We start from the raw sequence: 19495 nt of genomic DNA, 5'->3' as shown, positions 1-19495 counted from the left end.
AGGCTCCTGCAGGGCCCGAGGGGCCGGTGAAAGACGGGAGGGAGAGGCGGTCAGTCCACCGCCTCGAGGATGCTGGCGTAGTTGGCCACGGCCATGCCGCCCATGTTGAAGACGGCGCCGCGGCGGGCCCCGGGGAGCTGGAAGTCCCCGGCCTCGCCGAGCAGCTGCTTGGCCGCCATCACGTGCATGGATACCCCGGTGGCCCCCACCGGATGGCCCTTGGCCTTGAGCCCGCCGGAAGGGTTGATCGGCAGCCGGCCATCCTTCATGACCCAGCCCTCCTCGATGGCGCGCCGCCCCTGGCCCGGGGGCGTCAGGCCGAGGCTCTCGTAGATCATCAGCTCGGCGATGGTGAAGCAGTCGTGGACCTCGGCGAAGGCCAGGTCGTCGAGGCCGACGCCGGCCTGCTGCAGGGCCTTTCCCCAGGCGTGGCCGGCGCCGTCCAGGCGGGTCACGTCGCGCCGGGACAGCGGCAGGTAGTCGGTCGCCTGGGTCCGGGCGGCGATGGCCACTCGGCGCCGGGCAGGCACGTCCGGGGCGGCGAGCACCAGGGCCGCGGCACCGTCGGAGACCGGCGAGCAGTCAGTGCGCTTGAGCGGGCCGGCCACCACCGGGTTCCTGTCGGACACCTCGCGGCAGAAGGCCACGCCCAGCTCCTTGCGTAGCTGGGCGAAGGGGTTGTGCACGCCGTTGGCATGGTTCTTGGCGGCGATGGCGGCCAGGGCGTCGCTCTGGTCGCCGTAGCGGGCGAAGTACTGGCGGGCCACCTCGGCGAAGATGCCGGCGAAGCCGGCCGGCACGTCCGCCGATTCAGGGCGGTAGCTGGCGCCCAGCAGCCCGCGGGCGATGCGCTCGGGGCCCGCCTCGGTCATCTTCTCGGCGCCGATCACCAGCACCCGGCGGGCGCGCCCGGCCTCGATGCGGTCGAGGCCCTGGTGCAGCGCGGCCGAGCCGCTGGCGCAGGCGTTCTCGACCCGGGTAGTCGGGGTGAAGCGCAGGTCCGGGTGCGCCTGCAGGGCCAGGGGGGCGGGGAACTCCTGGTCGTACATCCCGCTGTTGAAGTTGCCGACGTAGACGGCGTCGATCTGGGCCGGCTCCACGCCGGCGTCCGTCATGGCCTCCCGGGCCACCTGGGTGATCAGGTCCTCGAGGCTGGCGTCGAGCTTGCCGAACCGGGTATGGGCCAGGCCGATGATATGGGGGCGTGCACTCATGGGGTCTCCGCGGTGTCGTCGTCGAGCCGCTTGCGCAGCTCGGTCTTGAGGATCTTGCCGTAGGCGCTCTTGGGCAGGTCGTCGAGGAAGTGGTAGGCCCTGGGCCGCTTGAAGCGCGCCATGCGCTCGCGGCAGAAGCGGTCGAGCTCGGCGGCCGCGACGGCCTTGCCGGTGGCGACGAAGGCCACGACCGACTCGCCCCACTCCGGGTGGGGGCGCCCCACCACCGAGACCTCCCTTACGTCGGGATGCCGCAGCAGGACCTCCTCCACCTCGCGCGGGTAGATGTTGGTGCCGCCGCTGATGATGACGTCCTTGACCCGGTCGGTGAGGTAGAGCCAACCGTCCGCGTCGAAGCGACCGACGTCGCCGGTGTGCAGCCAGCCGTCCCGCAGGGTCTCGGCGGTGGCCTCGGGGCGCTGCCAGTAGCCCGGCATCACCACCTCGCCCCGCACGCAGATCTCGCCTTCGGCGCCGACGGGCACGGCTCGGCCCTCGGCGTCCAGGAGCCGGACCTCGACCTGGGGGTGGGGGCGGCCCACCGGCACCAGGCCGGCATCCTCCAGGGCAGGGCCCGCGAGCAGCTCCTGGTGGGCGGCGGCATCCAGGACGGTGATGGTCATGGGGCTCTCGCCCTGGCCATAGATCTGGGCGAGCCGCGGCCCGAAGGTCTCCAGCGCCTCGCGCAGGTCCCGGGCGTACATGGGGCCGCCGCCGTAGACCAGGGTGCCGAGGCGCGTGACGTCCAGCGGCGTGCCCCCGGCCTGCAGGTGGTCGAGGAGGCGCCTGACCATGGTCGGCGCCAGGAACATCGAGACCCTGTCGTGGCGGTTGACCAGGGCCACCAGCTCGGCCGGGTCGAAGCGCTCCGCGCTCGGCACCAGGCTGGCCGCGCCGATCATCAGGTAGGGCACCAGGTAGATGCCGGAGCCGTGGGAGAGCGGGGCGAAGTGGGCCAGGACGTGATCGGCGCCGGCCCGCTCGACGTTGATCAGGTAGCCGGTGGCCATGGCGGCCAGGTTGCGATGGGTGAGGGTGGCGCCCTTGGGGCGGCCGGTCGTGCCGCTGGTATAGAAGATCCAGGCCGGGTCGTCTCCGGCGCGCTCGGCATGCTCGGCCAGGGGACGGGAGGCGTCGGTGAAGGCGGCGTCATCGGGCCCCAGCCACGGGCAGCCCAGGGGCGGCGCGTCGGGGGGCGGCCGGTCGGCGATCAGCACCCGGGCGCCGCTGTCCTCGAGGATGTAGGCCACCTCGTGCCAGGACAGCTTGGCGTTGATCGGCACCACCACCAGGCCGGCGTGCCAGGCGGCGCACAGGGCCTCGAGGTAGGCCGGCGAGTTCCTGAGGAAGATCGCGAGCCGGTCGCCGGGGACCAGGTCATGGGTAGCGACGAGGCTGCCGGCGAGCTCCTGGGCACGGCGCAGGAATCCGGCATAGGTAAGGGCGAGATCGTTGCCGGCATAGACCGCCGGCCGGTCGGGGGCGTGACGCGCATGATGCGCGAGGTAATGGGCGATGTTCACCGGGTCGGCTCCATGGTCTTGTCGTTGTCGGTCGCCTCGAGACTTCATCGAGCCTAGTCCTCGGCTCGTCGCCTCGAAATACGTACTACTACGTACCTGGCTACGTAATAGGTCGGGAAGGGGATGCCCACGCAAGACGCCCCGAGCAAGGTCGGGGCGTCGGTCGGGGCAGCGGGAGCGGGAAGGCGATCAGGCCTCGCGATTCTCCACGCCGAGCGCCCAGAGGATGAAGGCATCCTGGCGGGCATTGTCGTGCCAGGCCTTGAAGCGACCCGAGGCGCCGCCGTGGCCGGCCTCCAGGTCGGTGCGCAGCAGGATGGGGCCGGGCGAGGCGTCGCCGCGTGCCCGGGCCAGTTCCGTCAGCCGGGCATACAGCTTGGCGGGTTCCCAGTAGGGCACCCGCATGTCGTGCCAGCTGCCCTGCAGGAAGACCGGCGGCCAGGGGCGGTCGGGCAGGTTGTCCAGCGGCGAGTAGTCGCGGATGCGCCGGCGCACGGCGGGATCCTGGGGATTGCCCCATTCGCTGTACTCCGCGGTGGTCAGCGGCAGGTCGGGGTTCTCCATGGTGCGCAGCACGTCGACGAAGGGCACATCGAGGACGGCGGCGCAGAAGCGATCCGGTGCCAGGTTGAGGCTGGCGCGGACCAGCAGCCCGCCGGCGCTGGCGCCGTAGGCGACGATGCGCTCGCCGTCGCTGAAGCCCTTCTCGACCAGGGCGTCCCGGGCGGCCAGGAAGTCGCGGAAGCTGTTGGTCTTGTGCTCGAGCTTGCCGGCCAGGTACCAGGGCTCGCCGCGATCGCCGCCGCCTCGCACATGGGCGACGGCGAAGGCCACGCCCCGGGCCAGCAGCTCGAGGCGGGCGACCGAGAACCAGGGATCGAGGACCTCGCCGTAGGCGCCGTAGCCGTAGAGCAGGGTCGGCAGCGGATGCCCGGCCAGGTCGGCGCGGATGACCACCGAGACGGGGATGTGCTCGCCGTCGTGGCCGGTCGCCCAGAGGCGTTCGCAGGCGAGCTGGTCGGGCCTGAGGTCGCCATGCACGGGTTGCTGCTTGAGCCGGCGGCGCCGGCCGCTGTCCAGGTCCAGCTCGGTCCAGGTCACCGGCAGGGTGAAGGACTCCTCGTGCAGCCGCAGTCGGCGGTCATCGAAATGGGGCGCCTCGCCCAGGGCCAGGCTGCAGGGCGTCTCCGACAGTGGAAGCCGCTCGTCGCGTCCGGTCGCGTGCCGGTCGTCCAGCTCGAGTACCCGCAGGTGCTCCTGGGCCTGGTGATGGTCCCGTTCGGTGATCACCAGGCCCCAGGCGAAGGCATCGATGCCCTCCAGGGTGGTATCCTCGCGATGGGCGATCAGCCGCTCGGGCTCGGCCTCCGGGGTGGCCTCGTCGACCCGGTCCAGGCAGAAGTGCGGTGCCTCGCGGTTGTGCAGGAGGTAGAAGTGGCCGGGGCGATGGTCCAGGGCGTACTCCACGCCCCGCTCCCGGGCGCGAAACCGCCGCGGCGGCGTGTCCGGGGCGCCGGCCGGAACCAGGTGCACCTCGCTGGTGTCCTTGGAGGCGGATTCCAGCAGCAGCCAGTCCCGGGAACGGGTCTTGCCCAGCCCCAGGAAGAACTCCGGGTCCTCCTCACGCAGCATCAGCGCCGGTGTCCCGGCGGTGGGGGCGTCGCCCAGGGCCAGCGGCAGGCGCCAGATGCTGTCGGGGCGCAGGGTGGCGTCGTAGCGGGTGAAGAGCAGGGTGATGCCGTCCTCGGCCCAGCACAGCTCGGGACCGATGGCCTCGAGCAGGGAAACGGGGGCGCCGTCGGGCAGGCGCTTGAGCCACAGGCCGAAGGTCTCGTCGCCCTGGGTGTCCTCGGTCCAGGCCAGCCAGGCCTCGTCCGGCGACAGCGCCATGTCGCCCACCTCGAAGAAGGCATGCCCGGCGGCTCGAGCCTCCAGGTCGAGGAAGGCTTCCCGCGCCTTCGGTTCGCCGTTGGGGTGGCGCCACCATACCGGGTGGTCGGCCTCCGCGGCCGTTTCGCTCCACACCGTGTAGTGGTCCAGCGCCGTGGGCAGGCCATGGACGGCCAGCTCGCGACGGGCGAGGTGACCGTGGTAGAGGCGCTCGGTGAGGTCCTCGAGCGGCGCGAACCAGGCCTTAGCCTCGGCATTGGTGGCTTCCAGGAAGGCCGTCACCCGAGGATCGTCGCGCCGTTCCAGCCAATGCCAGTCGGGGTCGTCGTCGCGCCGGAAGCGGTCGACGGGCGAGGTCGGGGAGTGGGTCGGACGGGAATCCCCTGCACGGGGCGGCTGTGCTTTCATGGTGCGGGATGTACCATACTCGGAGTGAATTCAATAAGGTGCGTCTTTCGACGCCGCGATGACGAGGTACCGATGCTGATTTCGGATTCGATGTCCCTACTATGGCTGAGCTACGCGCTGCTGTCGCTGGTGGTGCTTGCCACCGGTTATCTTGGCCTGGCCTTCCTGCCGCGGTTGCCGCGGCTGCTCATCACCTGGGCGGTGGCCGGGGTGATGTGGGCGCCGGCCAGCTTCCGGCTGCCGTTGATGGAGGAGGGGGAATTCTACAGCGGATTCGCGCCGGCGGTGGTGGTCGCCGGCCTGGCCTTCCTCGAGGGCGACACCGATGCCATGGCGCCGGCCTTGCTGCTGGTCGCCGCGGGCACCGTGCTGGGCGTCCTGCTCGGCCTCCTGCTCTGGCGCCGGGGGGCGCACCGGGGCGTGGACCACGCCGCCACGCCATCGCAGAGCCCGGGCGAGCGTCGCCAGGCCGGGACCAGTGAACGACGGGAGCCGGTGATCGGCTAAGGACGCTCGATGCACAGAGGGGGAAGGCGCAACGTCCGGTGGCGGATCCTGGCCTGCCTGGTCGGCCTGTGTCTGGCCGGCGTGACGGGGATGGCGTCCGCGCAGCCTGCCGCCGAGCAGCCGGACGTGCGGGTGGTCGTCGACGTCTCCGGCAGCATGAAGACCAACGACCCCGATCGACTGGCGGTGAGTGCCCTGGACCTGCTGGTCTCGCTGTTGCCCGACGGGGCCAGCGCCGGGGTCTGGACCTTCGGCGAGCGTGTCGATACCCCCTTGCCGCCGGGGCGGGTCGGCGACGGCTGGCGCGAGCGCGCCCTGGCCCTGCCCCCGGCGTTGCAGGCCTACCAGGAATACACCGACATCGAGGGGGCGCTGCGCCAGGCCGCCGAGGCGGAGGCCAACGGCTGGCGACACCTGATCCTGATGACCGACGGGGTCATCGACCTGCCGCCGTCCCGGGGAGCCAAGCCCGAGATCGACCGCCGTTCCCGCCGGCGCCTGGTCGAGACGCTCGCCCCCGCGCTGGCCGATCAGGGCGTGGTGGTGCATGCCATCGCCTTCTCCGAGCAGGCCGATCTGGCCCTGGTCGAGCGCCTGGCCCAGCGCACCGGCGGCCTGGCCTCCCTGGTGGAATCGCCGGAGGGCCTGCTGGGCGCCTTCCTGGACATCTTCGAGCGGATCTTCCCGGCCGATCGCCTGCCGCTGGAGGAAGGGCGCTTCGTCGTCGATGCCGGGGTGGACAGCCTCGCGGCGCTGATCTTCCATGAGCCGGGTGCCGAGCCGCTGACCCTGGTCGCCCCGGATGGCAGCCGCTACCGGGCCGATGCCCCGCCGGAGGGGGGGCGCTGGCGGGTGGAGCCGCGTTTCGATCTCATTCGGGTGCCCGAGCCCCTGGCCGGCGAGTGGCGGCTCGAGGGCCCCGTGGGGGAGCGGAGCCGCATCAGCGTCACCGCGGCCTGGCATCTGCGGACCTCGCCGTTGCCGGCCACCCTCTACCGCGGCTTCCCGCTGCCGATCGAGGCCTGGCTCCAGCGCAACGCCGCCGATGCCACCCTGCCGGAGAACCTGACCCTGAGCGTCTCCCTGGAGGACGCCGACGGCGAAGTGCAGTCCTCGGTGACCCTCGAGGCCGACGCCGACGGCCGCTTCCAGGGCCGGCTGCCCGCCCCGGCGCTGACCGGCAACGCCCGGCTCGCGATCCGCGCCTCGGGGGAGGGGTTCGCCCGTCAGCGTCGCCAGGCGGTCAATATCCTGCCGGCCATCGGCGCCGTCCACGACCCTGCGGCCGGCCGGGTGGTGCTGGCCGCGGAGCATCCGCGGCTGAACCGGGACAATACCCGCCTCCATGGCGAACTGCTGGGCGAGACCCTCGACGCCGAGGCGGTCGGCGAGGCGCGCTGGCACCTGCCGCTCCCCGACCTGGACGCCGAGCTGCGCCAGCCGCTGCTGCTCACCGCCACCGTCACCCTGGACGGCGAGACCCGGGAACTGCGCCTGCCGCGACTGATGCTCAACCCCGAGGGACGCATCGGCATCGACCAGGCCGACCTCGCGGGACCGACCCTGGCCGCCGAGCGCTTCGCGTCTTCCGGCGACGATGCCGCGCCGGCCGAGTCGGCCAGCCTCGCCGATCGCTTCGTCGAGGGCGTCAATGCCGTTCCCGGCATGCTGCGCGACGCCTGGCAAGCCGGCTGGCCGGGGCTCGTCGACCGCGCCCGGCGCTGGGGCGGGGATCCCCGCCTGTGGGGGGGCATCGCCCTGGGGGTGGTCCTGCTGCTGGTGCTCGCCCGACGGCGGCGGCTGCGTCGCCCTCGATCCAGGTCCCACCGGGAGGAACCGCATGTGTGAATTGCTGGGCATGAGCGCCAACGTGCCGACCGATATCTGCTTCAGCTTCACCGGCTTCCTGCATCGCGGCGGGGGCACCGGACCCCATCGCGACGGCTGGGGCATCGCCTTCTACGAGGCCGGGGGCTACCGGGACTTCCGCGACCCGCACCCCTCGGTGCACTCGCCCATCGCGCGGCTGATCTGCGACTACCCCATCAAGTCGCACATCGTGATCAGCCACATCCGTCAGGCCAACGTGGGGCAGGTGAGGCTGGCCAATACGCATCCCTTCACCCGGGAGATGTGGGGCCAGCCCTGGTGCTACGCCCATAACGGTCAGCTGACGGGGTGGGAGGCGCTGCCGTTGTCCTTCTACCGGCCGGTGGGAGGAACCGACAGCGAGCATGCCTTCTGCTGGCTGATGGGGGAGCTGCGCCGGGCCTATCCCGACCCCCCCGACGACCGGCGTGAACTCTGGGCGCACCTGCATCGTCTCTGCGAGCGGCTGCGGGGCCTCGGCGTCTTCAACCTGCTGCTGGCCGACGGCGAGTACCTCTATACCTACTGCTCCACCAAGCTCGCCCATATCACCCGCCGGGCCCCCTTCGGCAAGGCGAGTCTCTCGGATGCCGAGCTGGCCGTGAACTTCGCCGAGCACACCACGCCCGACGACGTGGTCTCGGTGATCGCCACCGAGCCGCTCACCGACAACGAGGATTGGGTGCGCATGATCCCGGGGGAGCTGCTGGTGTGGCGGGACGGCGAGATCCTGGGACGCTATCAAACATGAGTTTCAATCAGTCGTTTTACAGCCTGGAGGCCGCTGGTATAGGGTAGGGAAAGAACAACAAGGAACGACGCCGTGAGCCCCCGATGGCGGGGCGGCCGTCGGGGCACGCAAGGGGCGCGCCGGGTCGCCGGATCCGATGAGACGGATCGCGAGACGTGGCTCGAGCGCCCGGGTGTCGCGAAGGGATCGCCTGAGGCCGGATCGGTCCTCGGCGTCGTCCACAGCCTGGAGAATGCCATGAGCGAGCAAGCCACCCCCACCGTCCTCTGCGGTCCCGAACTGGAAGGGACCGACGCCTACTCGTCGGTGATGGACATCTTCCATGCGTCCGTCCGGCGATTCGCCGACAAGCCCGCCTTCACCTGCATGGGGAAAACCCTGAGCTACGGCGAACTCGACCGCCTGTCCCGGGACTTCGCCGCCTGGCTGCAGCAGGAGACCGATCTTCGCCCCGGCGATCGCATCGCCATCCAGCTGCCCAACGTGCTGCAGTTTCCGGTGGCGGTGTTCGGTGCCCTGCGCGCCGGCCTGGTGCTGGTGAACACCAACCCCCTCTACACCGAGCGGGAGATGGCGCACCAGTTCAAGGACTCCGGCGCGCGGGCCATCGTCATCCTGGCCAACATGGCCGACAAGCTCGAGCACGTGCTGGAGCGCACCGACATCGAGCACGTGCTGGTCACCCAGCTCGCCGACCTGCACGACTTCCCCAAGCGCCCGCTCATCAACGGCGTGGTGAAGTACGTCAAGAAGATGGTCCCTGCCTATCGCCTGCCCCGGGCCCATGGCTTCCGCCAGGTCCTGAAGCGGGGCGCACGACTCGATCACCGGGAGGTCGGCCGCGAGGCCGGGGACATCGCCGCCCTGCAGTACACGGGGGGCACCACCGGCCTCGCCAAGGGCACCATGCTCACCCATCGCAACCTGGTGGCCAACATGCTCCAGGCCCGCCAGGCGATCGGCCAGGGACTCCGGGACGGCGAGGAGACCATCATCGCCCCGCTGCCCGTCTACCATATCTACACCTTCACGGTGAATTGCCTGTTCATGATGGAGACGGGCAACCATACGGTGCTGATCACCAACCCCCGCGACCTGGATGGTTTCGTCAAGGAGCTGAAGTCGCTGTCGTTTACCGGCTTCGTGGGGCTCAATACCCTGTTCAATGCCCTGTGCAATCGCGAGGACTTCCGCCGGCTGGATTTCTCCCGGCTGCACCTGACCATTTCCGGCGGCATGGCGTTGACCCAGGCCGTGGCCAAACGCTGGGAGGAGATCACCGGCTGCCCGATCGCCGAGGGCTACGGGCTGACCGAGACCTCGCCCATCGTCAGCTTCAACCCCATCGACGCCATCCAGCTCGGCACCATCGGCAAGCCGGTGGCCGGCACCTCGGTGAAGGTGGTGGACCTGGACGGTGGCGACCTGCCCGCCGGCGAGGCCGGCGAGCTCTGCGTCAAGGGCCCCCAGGTGATGAAGGGCTACTGGAACCGCGACGAGGAGACCGCCAGGTCCCTCGACGCCGAGGGCTGGTTCCACACCGGGGACGTCGCAGTGCTCCAGGAGGACGGCTACATCCGCATCGTCGACCGCAAGAAGGACATGATCCTGGTCTCGGGCTTCAACGTGTATCCCAACGAGATCGAGGACGTGGTGGCTCACCACCCGGGCGTGGTGGAATCGGCCGCCGTGGGCGTGCCCGACGAGGCCTCGGGCGAGGCCATCAAGCTCTTCGTGGTGGCCAGGGACCCGGACCTGGACGCCGGGACCCTGCGCGACTGGTGCAAGCGGGAGCTCACCGCCTACAAGGTGCCCAAGTACGTGGAGTTCCGCGACGAGTTGCCCAAGACCAATGTGGGCAAGGTGCTGCGCCGCCAGCTCCGCGACGAGGAACCGCAGAAGGCCCAGGCCTGACCGGGCAGATCGGTTGCCCAAGACGCCATCGTGTTCAGCAAGGTGCTGCGCCGCCAGCTCCGCGACGAGGGCGAGGAGAAGGCCCAGGCATGACCGGGCAGATCGGTTGCCCAAGACGCCATCGTGTTCAGCAAGGTGCTGCGCCGCCAGCTCCGCGACGAGGAACCCCAGAAGGCCCAGGCCTGAGGGGCAGCTCGGGCGCGTAGGGCGGGTAAGCGAGCCTGCGAGCGCACCCGCGGTGGCGCGGTGCCGCTCCCGGTAGATGCGCTGGCGCTTATCTCCCCTACGAACTACGAGTTGAAGCCCGAAGCCCGAAGCCCGAAGCCCGAAGCCCGCAGCCCCTAGGCGATTAGCCGCCGCCTGGCTCCCGGCGTTACAATGGACGACCCGCGCCCGACGGCGCGGGTTCTTTCGTTGCCTTGCCTGATCGACCATCGGAGCCTTCGAGTCCGCCGTGAGTACCCAGACCCCGACCCCCGACGCGCCCTCCACGGACGCCGCCGCCCTGGATGCCCTGAGCGGCGAGCTGGAGGGCGTGCTGCTGCGCGATGTCCCGCGCCTGCGCAAGCGCCTCGACGGCCTGGCGCGGCGCTGCCGCCAGGGCAAGCCGGTGGATCGGGGGCTCGCCGAGGTACATCGCGAGATCGCGCGCTCCCGGGAGCGCGTGGAGGCCCGGGCGGCGCGTCCGGTGCGCCTGGCCTATCCGGAGGAGCTGCCGGTCGCCGAGCGTCGCGCCGACATCCTCGACGCGCTGCGTGACCACCAGGTGGTGGTGGTGGCCGGCGAGACCGGCTCGGGCAAGACCACCCAGCTGCCCAAGCTGTGCCTGGAGCTGGGCCTGGGCCGGCGTGGCCTGATCGGTCACACCCAGCCGCGGCGCCTGGCGGCTCGCTCGGTGGCCACGCGCCTCGCCGAGGAGATGGACGTGCCCCTGGGCGAGCAGGTGGGTTACCAGGTGCGCTTCACCGACCACACCGACGAGGGCACCCTGGTCAAGCTGATGACCGATGGCATCCTGCTGGCCGAGACCCGCCACGATCCCGACCTGCGCCGCTACGAGGCGATCATCATCGACGAGGCTCACGAGCGCAGCCTCAACATCGACTTCCTGCTCGGCTACCTCAAGCGGTTGCTGGCGCGTCGTCCCGACCTCAAGGTGATCATCACCTCGGCGACCATCGACGTGGAGCGCTTCGCCGAGCACTTCGCCCTGCCGGGGGAGGACGGCACGCCGAGGCCGGCCCCGGTGGTCGAGGTCTCGGGGCGCACCTACCCGGTGGAGGTACGCTACCGGCCCCTGATCCGCGAGGCCGAGGACGAGGCCGATCGTACCCTCCAGGAGGGCATCCTGCATGCGGTGGAGGAGATCGAGGCCGTCGAGCGCGAGAAGCGCTGGTTCCACGGTCCGCGAGACATCCTGGTCTTCCTGCCCGGCGAGCGGGAGATCCGCGAGGCCGCCGACACCCTGCGCCGCGCCGACCTGCGTGGCACCGAGATCCTGCCGCTCTATGCCCGGCTGTCCAATGCCGAGCAGAACCGGGTCTTCGCGCCCCATGCCGGACGGCGCATCGTGCTGGCCACCAACGTCGCCGAGACCTCGCTGACCGTGCCGGGGATCCGCTACGTGATCGACCCGGGACTGGTGCGCATCAGCCGCTACAGCTACCGGGCCAAGATCCAGCGCCTGCCGGTGGAGCCGGTCAGCCAGGCCAGCGCCGACCAGCGCAAGGGGCGTTGCGGGCGAGTCGCCGAGGGGGTGTGCATCCGCCTCTACGACGAGGAGGACTACCTTGGCCGCCCCGAATTCACCGACCCCGAGATCCGCCGCACCAACCTGGCCTCGGTGATCCTGTCGATGCTGTCGCTGAAGCTCGGCGACATCGAGGCCTTCCCCTTCGTCGACCCGCCGGACTCGCGTTTCGTCACCGATGGCTTCCGGCTGCTCTTCGAGCTCGGCGCGGTGGACGAGCGCCAGCGGCTCACGCCCATCGGCCGCAAGCTCGCGCGGCTGCCCATCGACCCCCGACTGGCCCGCATGGTGCTGGCCGGGGCCGAGCAGGGCGGCCTGCGCGAGGTGCTGGTCGTGGTCTCGGCGCTCGCCATCCAGGACCCGCGCGATCGCCCCGCAGAGAAGCGCGAGGCCGCCGACCAGGCCCATCGCCGCTGGCAGGACCCCGACTCCGACTTCGTCGCCCTGCTCAACCTCTGGCACGGCTTCGAGGCCGCCCGGGAGGAGCTCTCCGGCAACCGCCTGCGTCGCTGGTGCAAGGAGCGCTATCTCAACTACCTGCGGCTGCGGGAATGGCACGATACCTTCCGCCAGCTGCGCCAGCTGCTGCGCGACATGGACATCGAGGTGCCCCCCCCGGCCCCGCGCCCCGCCGTCGACGAGGACGAGCAAAAAGCCAGGCAGGCCCGCCGCGAGAGTGCCGCCCGGCTCCACCAGGCCTTGCTGCCGGGGCTGCTCTCCCACCTGGGCCACTTCCTCGAGAACCGCGAGTACCAGGGGGCGCGCAACCGCAAGTTCATGATCCACCCGGGGTCGGGGCTGGCCAGGAAGACCCCCAAGTGGGTGATGGCCTTCGAGCTGGTGGAGACCTCGCGACTGTTCGCCCGTACCGTGGCCAAGGTCGACCCCCAGTGGATCGAGCCGCTGGCGGGGCATCTGGTCAAGCGCAGCTACAGCGAGCCCCACTGGGAGATGAAGCGCGCCCAGGTGGTGGCCTTCGAGCAGGTGACCCTGTTCGGCCTGCCGATCGTCAATCGGCGCAAGGTGCACTATGGCCCGATCGCGCCCCGGGAGGCCCGGGAACTGTTCATCCGCCGGGCCCTGGTGGAAGGGGAGTTCCGGACCCGCGGCGAGTTCTTCGCCCATAACCGGGCCCTGGTGGAGGAGGTCGAAGATCTCGAGGATCGGGCGCGCAAGCGCGACATCCTGGTCGACGAGGAGGCCCTGTTCGACTTCTACGACGCCCGGATCCCCGAGGACGTGGTGAACGGCAAGGGCTTCGAGGCCTGGCGCCGGAAGGCCGAGCGCGACGATCCCGCCATCCTCAAGTTCGATCGCCAGGCGCTGCTGGCCCGGGAGGCCGAGGAGGTCACCGAGTCCGACTACCCGGACGAACTGGTGCTGAACGGGGTGCGCTATCCGCTGAGCTACCACTTCGCTCCCGGCGCCGCCGACGACGGCGTGACCCTGACGGTGCCGGCGGCCATGCTGCCGCAGCTCCCCGCGGGGCGGCTGGAGTGGCTGGTGCCCGGGTTGCTGCGCGAGAAGTGCATCAGCCTGCTCAAGTCCCTGCCCAAGTCGATCCGCCGCCAGGTGGTCCCCATCCCCGACTGGGTGGACGCCGCCCTGCAGGCCATGAGTCCGGACGACGTGCCCCTCACCGAGGCCCTGGGGGAGTTCCTGCGGGTCAAGACCGGCGTCAGGCTCCATCCCGACGACTGGCGCCAGGACCAGCTCGAGCCGCACCTGGTGATGAACCTGCGGGTGGTGGATCACGAGGGCCGGGAGCTGGGCCAGGGCCGCGATCCCCGGGAGCTCGAGCGTCGCTTCGAGGCCGCCGCCGGGGAGGGGGCCCGGGCGCTCGCCGCCGAGGCCAGCCAGGGGGACGCACTCGAGTCCCTGCCCGAGACGCCACTGCCCGAATCCCGGGTCACCACCCAGGCCGGCATCCGGGTGGAGGCCTTTCCCGCCGTGGTGCCGGAAGGCGAGACGCTCAGGGTCGAGCTCTTCGACCACCCCGACAAGGCCCGGGAGGCCCATCGCCGCGGCGTGGTCCGGGCCGCCATGGCTCGCCTGCCGGACCAGGTGCGTGCCATCGAGCGACTGCCCGGCCTTCAGCCCTGTGCCCTGCTGTTCGCCAAGGTGGGCAGCAAGCGGCAGCTCGCCGAGGACCTGGTGACCGCGGTCTTCCGGCAGGTGGTGGCGGTGGATCCGCTGCCGCGCAGCCGCGACGACCTCGAGGCGCGCCTCGAGGAGACCCGCGGCGAACTGGTGCCGCGAGCCGAGCAGCTGCTCGCCACCCTCAAGCAGGCGCTGGAGGGGCATCTGGCGGTGACCAAGGCGTTGAAGGGCAACCTGAACCTCTCCTTGGCCCTGGTATACAGTGACCTCAAGGCCCAGATGCAGCGCCTGGTCCACCCGGGGTTCGTCACCGAGGCCGGCGAGTGGCTGGCCGAGTATCCCCGCTACATGGAGGCCGCGCGGATCCGGCTGGAGAAGGCCCCGCGAGAGCGCATGCGCGACCAGATGCACATGCAGGCGATCCAGGACTTCGAGGCGCGGCTGGCCGCCCGGCGCGAGAGCGAGCGTCGCGGCGGCGTGGAGGATCCGGCCCTGATCGAGTTCGGCTGGTGGATCGAGGAGCTGCGTGTCTCGCTGTTCGCCCAGCAGCTGGGCACCCGGATGCCGGTCTCCGAGAAGCGCCTGGAGAAGCGCTGGAAGGAGCTCGTTGCCGCCCGCTGACCCGCGCCGCGGTGGGCTGGTGTCCGGGCGCGTGGCGGGCTACAGTGCCGGCAGCCACCTGGTGAGGCGTCGCCGACAGACATGGACAACACCGAATGATGCGTAGGGAGACCACCCAAGCAATGACTCCGAATACCCCGATCCGGCGGGCCGGTCGTGGCCTGGCGGCGCTGTGTGCCCTGGCGCTGCTCTCCGGCTGTGCCTCTCAGGCCACCGTCGAGCGCGCCCATCCGGACGATCCCTGGGAGGGGTTCAACCGCAAGGTCTTCGCCTTCAACGAGACGCTGGATCGGTATGCCCTCAAGCCCGTCGCCCAGGGGTATCGGTTCGTGACGCCGGATCCGGTGGAGACGGGCATCGGCAATTTCTTCTCGAACCTCGGCGAGATCCGCACCACCCTCAACAGCCTGCTGCAGGGCAAGGGGACCAACGCCAGCGTCGCCACCGGTCGTTTCCTGATCAATTCCACCCTGGGAGTGGCCGGGTTCTTCGACGTGGCCACCCGACTGGAGGTGACGGGCCGCGAGGAGGACTTCGGCCAGACCCTCGCCGTCTGGGGCGTGGGCGAGGGGCCCTACGTGGTCCTGCCGTTGCTGGGGCCGAGCACGGTACGCGATACCGCCGGGCTGCCGGTGGACTCCTACACCGATCCGCTCACCCATGTGGAGGAGGATAAGGTACGCTATTCCCTGCGCGCCCTGGACATCATCGATACCCGGGCGGGCCTGCTGGACCAGGAGCGGCTGATCCGTGGCGACCGCTACAGCTTCATCCGCGACAGCTGGTTGCAGCGCCGGCGGTTCGAGGTCAATGACGGCGAGATGGGGGAGGACCCCTTCGCCGAGGATGATTTCGGGTTCGACGGTGAGGATTTCGATGATGCCTTCGCCGAATGAGGCCCTGTGAGGATGCCTGGTGCCAATGAGCTGGTTGGACTGATCGATTATCCGGGGCCCGAGCGCGATGCCCTGGCCCAGATCATCGCCAAGGACGGCCTGGCGGTACTCGCCGTGAAACGGGTCGAGGAGCTCCCGCCGCACGTCGCCATGGCGGTGGCCCATGCCCGGGCGGTACCCAGCGACGAGTGGGTCGCCCTGGGTCGACGCCTGCCGACCCTGGTGGTCAGCGACGACCGCCAGGACGCGGACCTGCTGCGGGCGGTGGACGCCGGGCTGGTCGATTACGTGGTCGCCCCCGAGCGGCACGGCCATCTGCTGCGGCGCATGATCCGGCGCGTCATCGACCTCGACCGTCTGGCGCGGGAACGCGAGCATGATCGTGCCCGCCTGGCCGAGCTCAACGAGCGACTCGAGACCCACCTGGCCATGCTGCGCCTCGACCAGCAGGCCGGCGGACAGATCCAGCGCAAGCTGCTGCCGCCCCGTCCCCAGAGCGTGGGGGGGGTGAGCTGCGACTACTGGCTGGCACCGTCGCTCTACCTGTCGGGGGACTTCCTGGACTTCCAGCGCTTCGACGACCGCTTCACGCTCTTCTATTTCGCCGATGTCTCCGGCCATGGGGCCTCCTCGGCCTTCGTCACGGTGCTGCTCAAGTACCTGTCCAACCGCTGGCAGCACGAGTGGGACGGCCAGCACCCCGAGTGCCTCGCGCCGCGCTGGCTGGCCGGCCTCAACCGCGAACTGCTGGATACCGGCATCGGCAAGCATGCCACCCTGTTCGTCGGGGTCATTGACCGGGAGCGCCGCTATCTGCACTATTCCCTCGGCGCGCAACTGCCCATGCCGTTGCTGGTCGCCGAGGGCGAGGCACGTTACCTGGAAGGGGAGGGGATGCCGGTGGGGCTCTTCCCGAACGTCGAGTATCCCCAACTGGGCTGTACGCTGCCGGCGGACTTTCGTCTCTGGCTGTGTTCCGACGGCATCCTCGAGTGCCTGCCGGGGGAGACCCTCGATGCGCGACTCAAGGAACTCGAGCGGCGCGCCCTGGCCAGCTCCACCCTGGAAGCGTTGAGGAACAGCCTTGCCCTCGGTGACGACATCGCCGACGATGATAGCGAGATCGCCGAACACGCCCCTGGCCACGACGAGCTGCCCGACGACTTGACGATCATGATGTTGAGCGGATTTGGCAATGATGATGCATGAGGGCCGCCTCAAGGCGGCGTTCGACTCCGGGGTGTTCGTGCTGAAGCTGTGCGGTGATGTCAGGCTGACGCTCTGCGCCACCCTCGACACCCAGGCTCAGCGGCTGGCCGAGACCCCAGGACTTGAAGCGGTGATGGTGGACCTCCGGGAGGCCACCAACGTCGACTCCACCGCGCTGGGTTTCCTGGCCAAGGTGGCCATGGCCCTCCAGGGGCGACTCAAGCAGCCGCCCACCATCGTCGTCGACAATCCCGATGTCAGGCGCATGCTCGACGTCATGGGCTTCGCCCATTACTTCACCCTGGTGGATTCCCCCATCACCGAGCCCCATGAGCTCCGGGACCTGCCCGAGGTCCCCGCCGACGAGGAAGGCCTGCGCCATCGCATCCTCGAGGCGCATCGCATCCTGATGCACATGAACGAGCACAATCGCGAGCAGTTTCAGCCGCTCGTCGAGATGCTCGAGGCCCAGGAGGCCGAGACCCACCGGCACTGAGCCGCCCGTCGGACGGGCGGCTGGCGGATCGGGTCAGCCCTGGCGAAGCTCGGCCAACAGGCCCTCGAGCTTGCGCTGGTCGGCCATGAACTTGCGAATCCCTTCGGCGAGCTTCTCGGTGGCCATGGCGTCCTCGTTGAGGGCCCAGCGGAATTCCGGCTCGTCCTGGGGTTCGGGGGGACGGGTCTCGGCGCCGAGCGGCGACAGTCGGCGCTCCAGGGTTCCCTGGGTCTCGGCCAGTTCACCGAGCAGGGCCGGGGAGATGGTCAGGCGGTCGCAGCCGGCGAGGGCCTTGATCTCGCCGCTGTTGCGGAAGCTCGCCCCCATGACGATGGTCTCGTAGCCATGGCCCTTGAAGTGCTCATAGATCCGCTTGACCGACTGCACCCCGGGATCCCGGTCACCGCCGAAGTCGGCCTCGGGATCCTGCGCCTTGTGCCAGTCGAGGATGCGACCGACGAAGGGTGATACCAGGGTCACGCCGGCATCGGCGCAGGCACGTGCCTGGTCGAAGTTGAACATCAGCGTGAGGTTGGTATGGATGCCCTCGCGCTCGAGCACCTTCGCCGCCTGGATGCCCTCCCAGGTGGCCGCGAGCTTGATCAGGATCCGCTCCGGACCGACGCCGTGCCGGTCGTAGCGGGCGATCAACGAGCGGGCCCGGGCCAGGGAGGCCTCGGTGTCGAAGGACAGCCGGGCGCTGACCTCGGTGGACACGAAGCCGGGCACCAGGGCACTGATCTCGCTGCCGATCTCCACCGCGACGGCATCCAGAGCATCGTCGATGTCGGTGGCGTGGCGGGCGATCTCCGCGAGCCGCCGGCGACGCGCCTCCTGCTGGGCGGCCTGCAGGATCAGCGAGGGGTTGGTGGTGGCATCGGTGGGCTGGAAGCGGCGGATCGCTTCGATGTCGCCGGTATCCGCCACCACCGTGGTCATGCGCTTGAGTTGTGTCAGCAGATCGTCTGCCATGGGTCTGGGGTCCTCCGTCTGGTCTGGCTCCCACTCTAGCAAGCGCCGATGGACGAATATAGACGGTCGGGACCGGCATTGGTCTGGCAGATGGGTTATTATTAGCACCCTATTTAAAATCTCCTCGGAGGCAGCTTGACCCTCAATGCCCGACGGGTGGCCTACCTGGTCGCCGCCAATACCGCGCTTGCCCCCTTCGCCATCGACGCCTACCTGCCGGCCATGCCGGCGCTGGCCGAGGCCGGGGTGCAGAGCGTCCACCACACCGAACTGTCCATCAGCGGTTTCCTGCTGGGCTTCGCCCTGGGCCAGCTCACCGGCGGCCCGCTGTCCGACCGGATCGGCCGCAGGCCGGTACTGCTCGGCGGCCTGGTGGTCTTCCTGCTGGCCAGCCTGATGATCACCAGGGTGGATGCGTTGCCCGAACTGCTGGCCTGGCGCTTCGTCCAGGCCCTGGGCGGGGGGGGCTGCGTGGTCAACTCGGCGGCCATCGTCCGCGACTGCTTCAGCGGCCGGGAGGCGGCCAAGGTGATGTCGACCATGGCCATGATCATGATGCTGGCACCGCTGGCGGCGCCGGCGGTGGGCAGCGGCCTGCTGTACCTGGCCGACTGGTGGCTGATCTTCGTCTTCCTGGCCGCCTACGCGGCCTTCCTGTTGTGGCTGATGGGCACCCGGCTCCCGGAGACCCGGGCCCCGGACGCCCCCGTCGCCTCGCCGCGGCAGGTGCTGCGCAACTATGCCAGCGTGCTGCGCCACCGCGAGGGCATGGGCTACGTCTTCTCGGTGGCGGCGACCTTCTCGGGGATGTTCGCCTTCATCACCGCCTCGCCCTTCCTGTACATCACCCATTACGGCGTCACGCCGGCGATCTATCCGCTGGTGTTCGGGGCCAACGTGGTGGTCATGGCGCTCTCCAACCGGCTCAACATCCGGCTGCTGCGTCGGCGCACGCCCCAGCAGAACATGCGCCTCGGGCTCGGCGTCCAGTTCACGGTCTCCCTGTGCCTGGTGGCCCTGGTGGCCTCCGGGCTCGACTCGCTGGCCACCGTGGTGCCGCTGATCATGCTGTTCATGGGCATGGTCGGCCTGATCACACCGAATGCCATCGCGTCCCTGCTGGAACACTTCAGCCACATGAGCGCCACCGCCACGGCGCTGCTGGGCAGCATCCAGTTCAGCTGCGGGGCGCTGGCCGGGGTGGTGGTCAGCGCCTTCGAGATCGACAGCGCCTGGCCCATGGTGCTGACCATGCTGGGCGTGTCGCTGGCCGGCAACCTGGCCCTGCGCGGGCTGGTGGGGCGAGCGGGCCATCCGGCCCTGGGGGAACAGGGCTGAATGCGGAAAAGGTGAACGATGTCGGACCTGTCATGAA

The 19495-nt window shown here is 70.0% G+C and carries 13 protein-coding genes; 9 read left to right on the top strand and 4 right to left on the bottom strand.

What is annotated here, in order from left to right; genetic code table 11:
* Positions 1-50 precede the first annotated feature (50 nt).
* The 3 genes from BEI_RS11300 to BEI_RS11290 all read right to left on the bottom strand — a co-directional run bounded on the left by BEI_RS11300 (position 51) and on the right by BEI_RS11290 (position 5035).
* Positions 51-1214, bottom strand: coding sequence for an acetyl-CoA acetyltransferase (locus BEI_RS11300; protein WP_097789627.1), 1164 nt, complete (start codon positions 1212-1214; stop codon positions 51-53).
* Positions 1211-2737 (bottom strand): AMP-binding protein, encoded by a 1527-nt coding sequence (locus BEI_RS11295; RefSeq protein WP_097789626.1) that lies wholly within the window; start codon positions 2735-2737, stop codon positions 1211-1213. Before BEI_RS11295 ends, BEI_RS11300 begins: the two co-directional genes overlap by 4 nt.
* 189 nt (positions 2738-2926) lie before the next feature.
* Positions 2927-5035, bottom strand: coding sequence for a S9 family peptidase (locus BEI_RS11290; protein ID WP_097789625.1), 2109 nt, complete (start codon positions 5033-5035; stop codon positions 2927-2929).
* Positions 5036-5107: 72 nt separating this feature from the next.
* Here BEI_RS11290 and BEI_RS11285 point away from each other — a divergent pair, with 72 nt between their 5' ends.
* The 8 genes from BEI_RS11285 to BEI_RS11250 all read left to right on the top strand — a co-directional run bounded on the left by BEI_RS11285 (position 5108) and on the right by BEI_RS11250 (position 17148).
* The gene (locus tag BEI_RS11285; protein ID WP_097789624.1) at positions 5108-5542 is read left to right on the top strand and encodes a hypothetical protein; all 435 of its coding nucleotides are present in this window, start codon (positions 5108-5110) and stop codon (positions 5540-5542) included.
* Between the two features lie 9 nt (positions 5543-5551).
* On the top strand, positions 5552-7390 hold the full coding sequence (locus BEI_RS11280; protein WP_097789623.1) for a VWA domain-containing protein: 1839 nt from the start codon (positions 5552-5554) through the stop codon (positions 7388-7390).
* Positions 7383-8162: a class II glutamine amidotransferase gene (locus BEI_RS11275; protein WP_097789622.1), complete on the top strand. Its 780-nt coding sequence runs from the start codon at positions 7383-7385 to the stop codon at positions 8160-8162. The genes BEI_RS11280 and BEI_RS11275 overlap by 8 nt, the downstream gene beginning before the upstream one ends.
* 237 nt (positions 8163-8399) lie before the next feature.
* Positions 8400-10076, top strand: a complete 1677-nt coding sequence (locus BEI_RS11270; RefSeq protein WP_097789621.1) for an AMP-binding protein — start codon at positions 8400-8402, stop codon at positions 10074-10076.
* 454 nt (positions 10077-10530) lie between these two features.
* Positions 10531-14547, top strand: a complete 4017-nt coding sequence (gene hrpA, locus BEI_RS11265; RefSeq protein ID WP_097789620.1) for an ATP-dependent RNA helicase HrpA — start codon at positions 10531-10533, stop codon at positions 14545-14547.
* A gap of 122 nt (positions 14548-14669) precedes the next feature.
* Positions 14670-15443 (top strand): MlaA family lipoprotein, encoded by a 774-nt coding sequence (locus BEI_RS11260; protein WP_193765101.1) that lies wholly within the window; start codon positions 14670-14672, stop codon positions 15441-15443.
* Positions 15444-15455: 12 nt separating this feature from the next.
* Entirely contained in the window at positions 15456-16652 is a 1197-nt protein-coding gene (locus BEI_RS11255) for a PP2C family protein-serine/threonine phosphatase (protein WP_097789618.1), read from the top strand.
* The gene (locus tag BEI_RS11250) at positions 16639-17148 is read left to right on the top strand and encodes an STAS domain-containing protein (protein WP_097789617.1); all 510 of its coding nucleotides are present in this window, start codon (positions 16639-16641) and stop codon (positions 17146-17148) included. Before BEI_RS11255 ends, BEI_RS11250 begins: the two co-directional genes overlap by 14 nt.
* Positions 17149-17181: 33 nt before the next feature.
* On the opposite strand, the gene tal is transcribed toward BEI_RS11250, so the two are convergent.
* Positions 17182-18120 carry a transaldolase gene (gene tal / locus BEI_RS11245; RefSeq protein ID WP_097789616.1) on the bottom strand — a complete coding sequence of 313 codons (939 nt, stop codon included), beginning with the start codon at positions 18118-18120 and terminating at the stop codon, positions 17182-17184.
* Positions 18121-18255: 135 nt separating this feature from the next.
* On the opposite strand from tal, the gene BEI_RS11240 reads away from it, so the two are divergent.
* Positions 18256-19458: a multidrug effflux MFS transporter gene (locus tag BEI_RS11240; protein WP_097789615.1), complete on the top strand. Its 1203-nt coding sequence runs from the start codon at positions 18256-18258 to the stop codon at positions 19456-19458.
* Positions 19459-19495: the final 37 nt, after the last annotated feature.

The organism is Halomonas beimenensis (genome assembly GCF_002549795.1).
Lineage (GTDB): Bacteria > Pseudomonadota > Gammaproteobacteria > Pseudomonadales > Halomonadaceae > Halomonas > Halomonas beimenensis.
The sequence above is the reverse complement of the archived record's forward strand: the minus strand, read 5'-3'. Positions and strand labels throughout refer to the sequence as shown.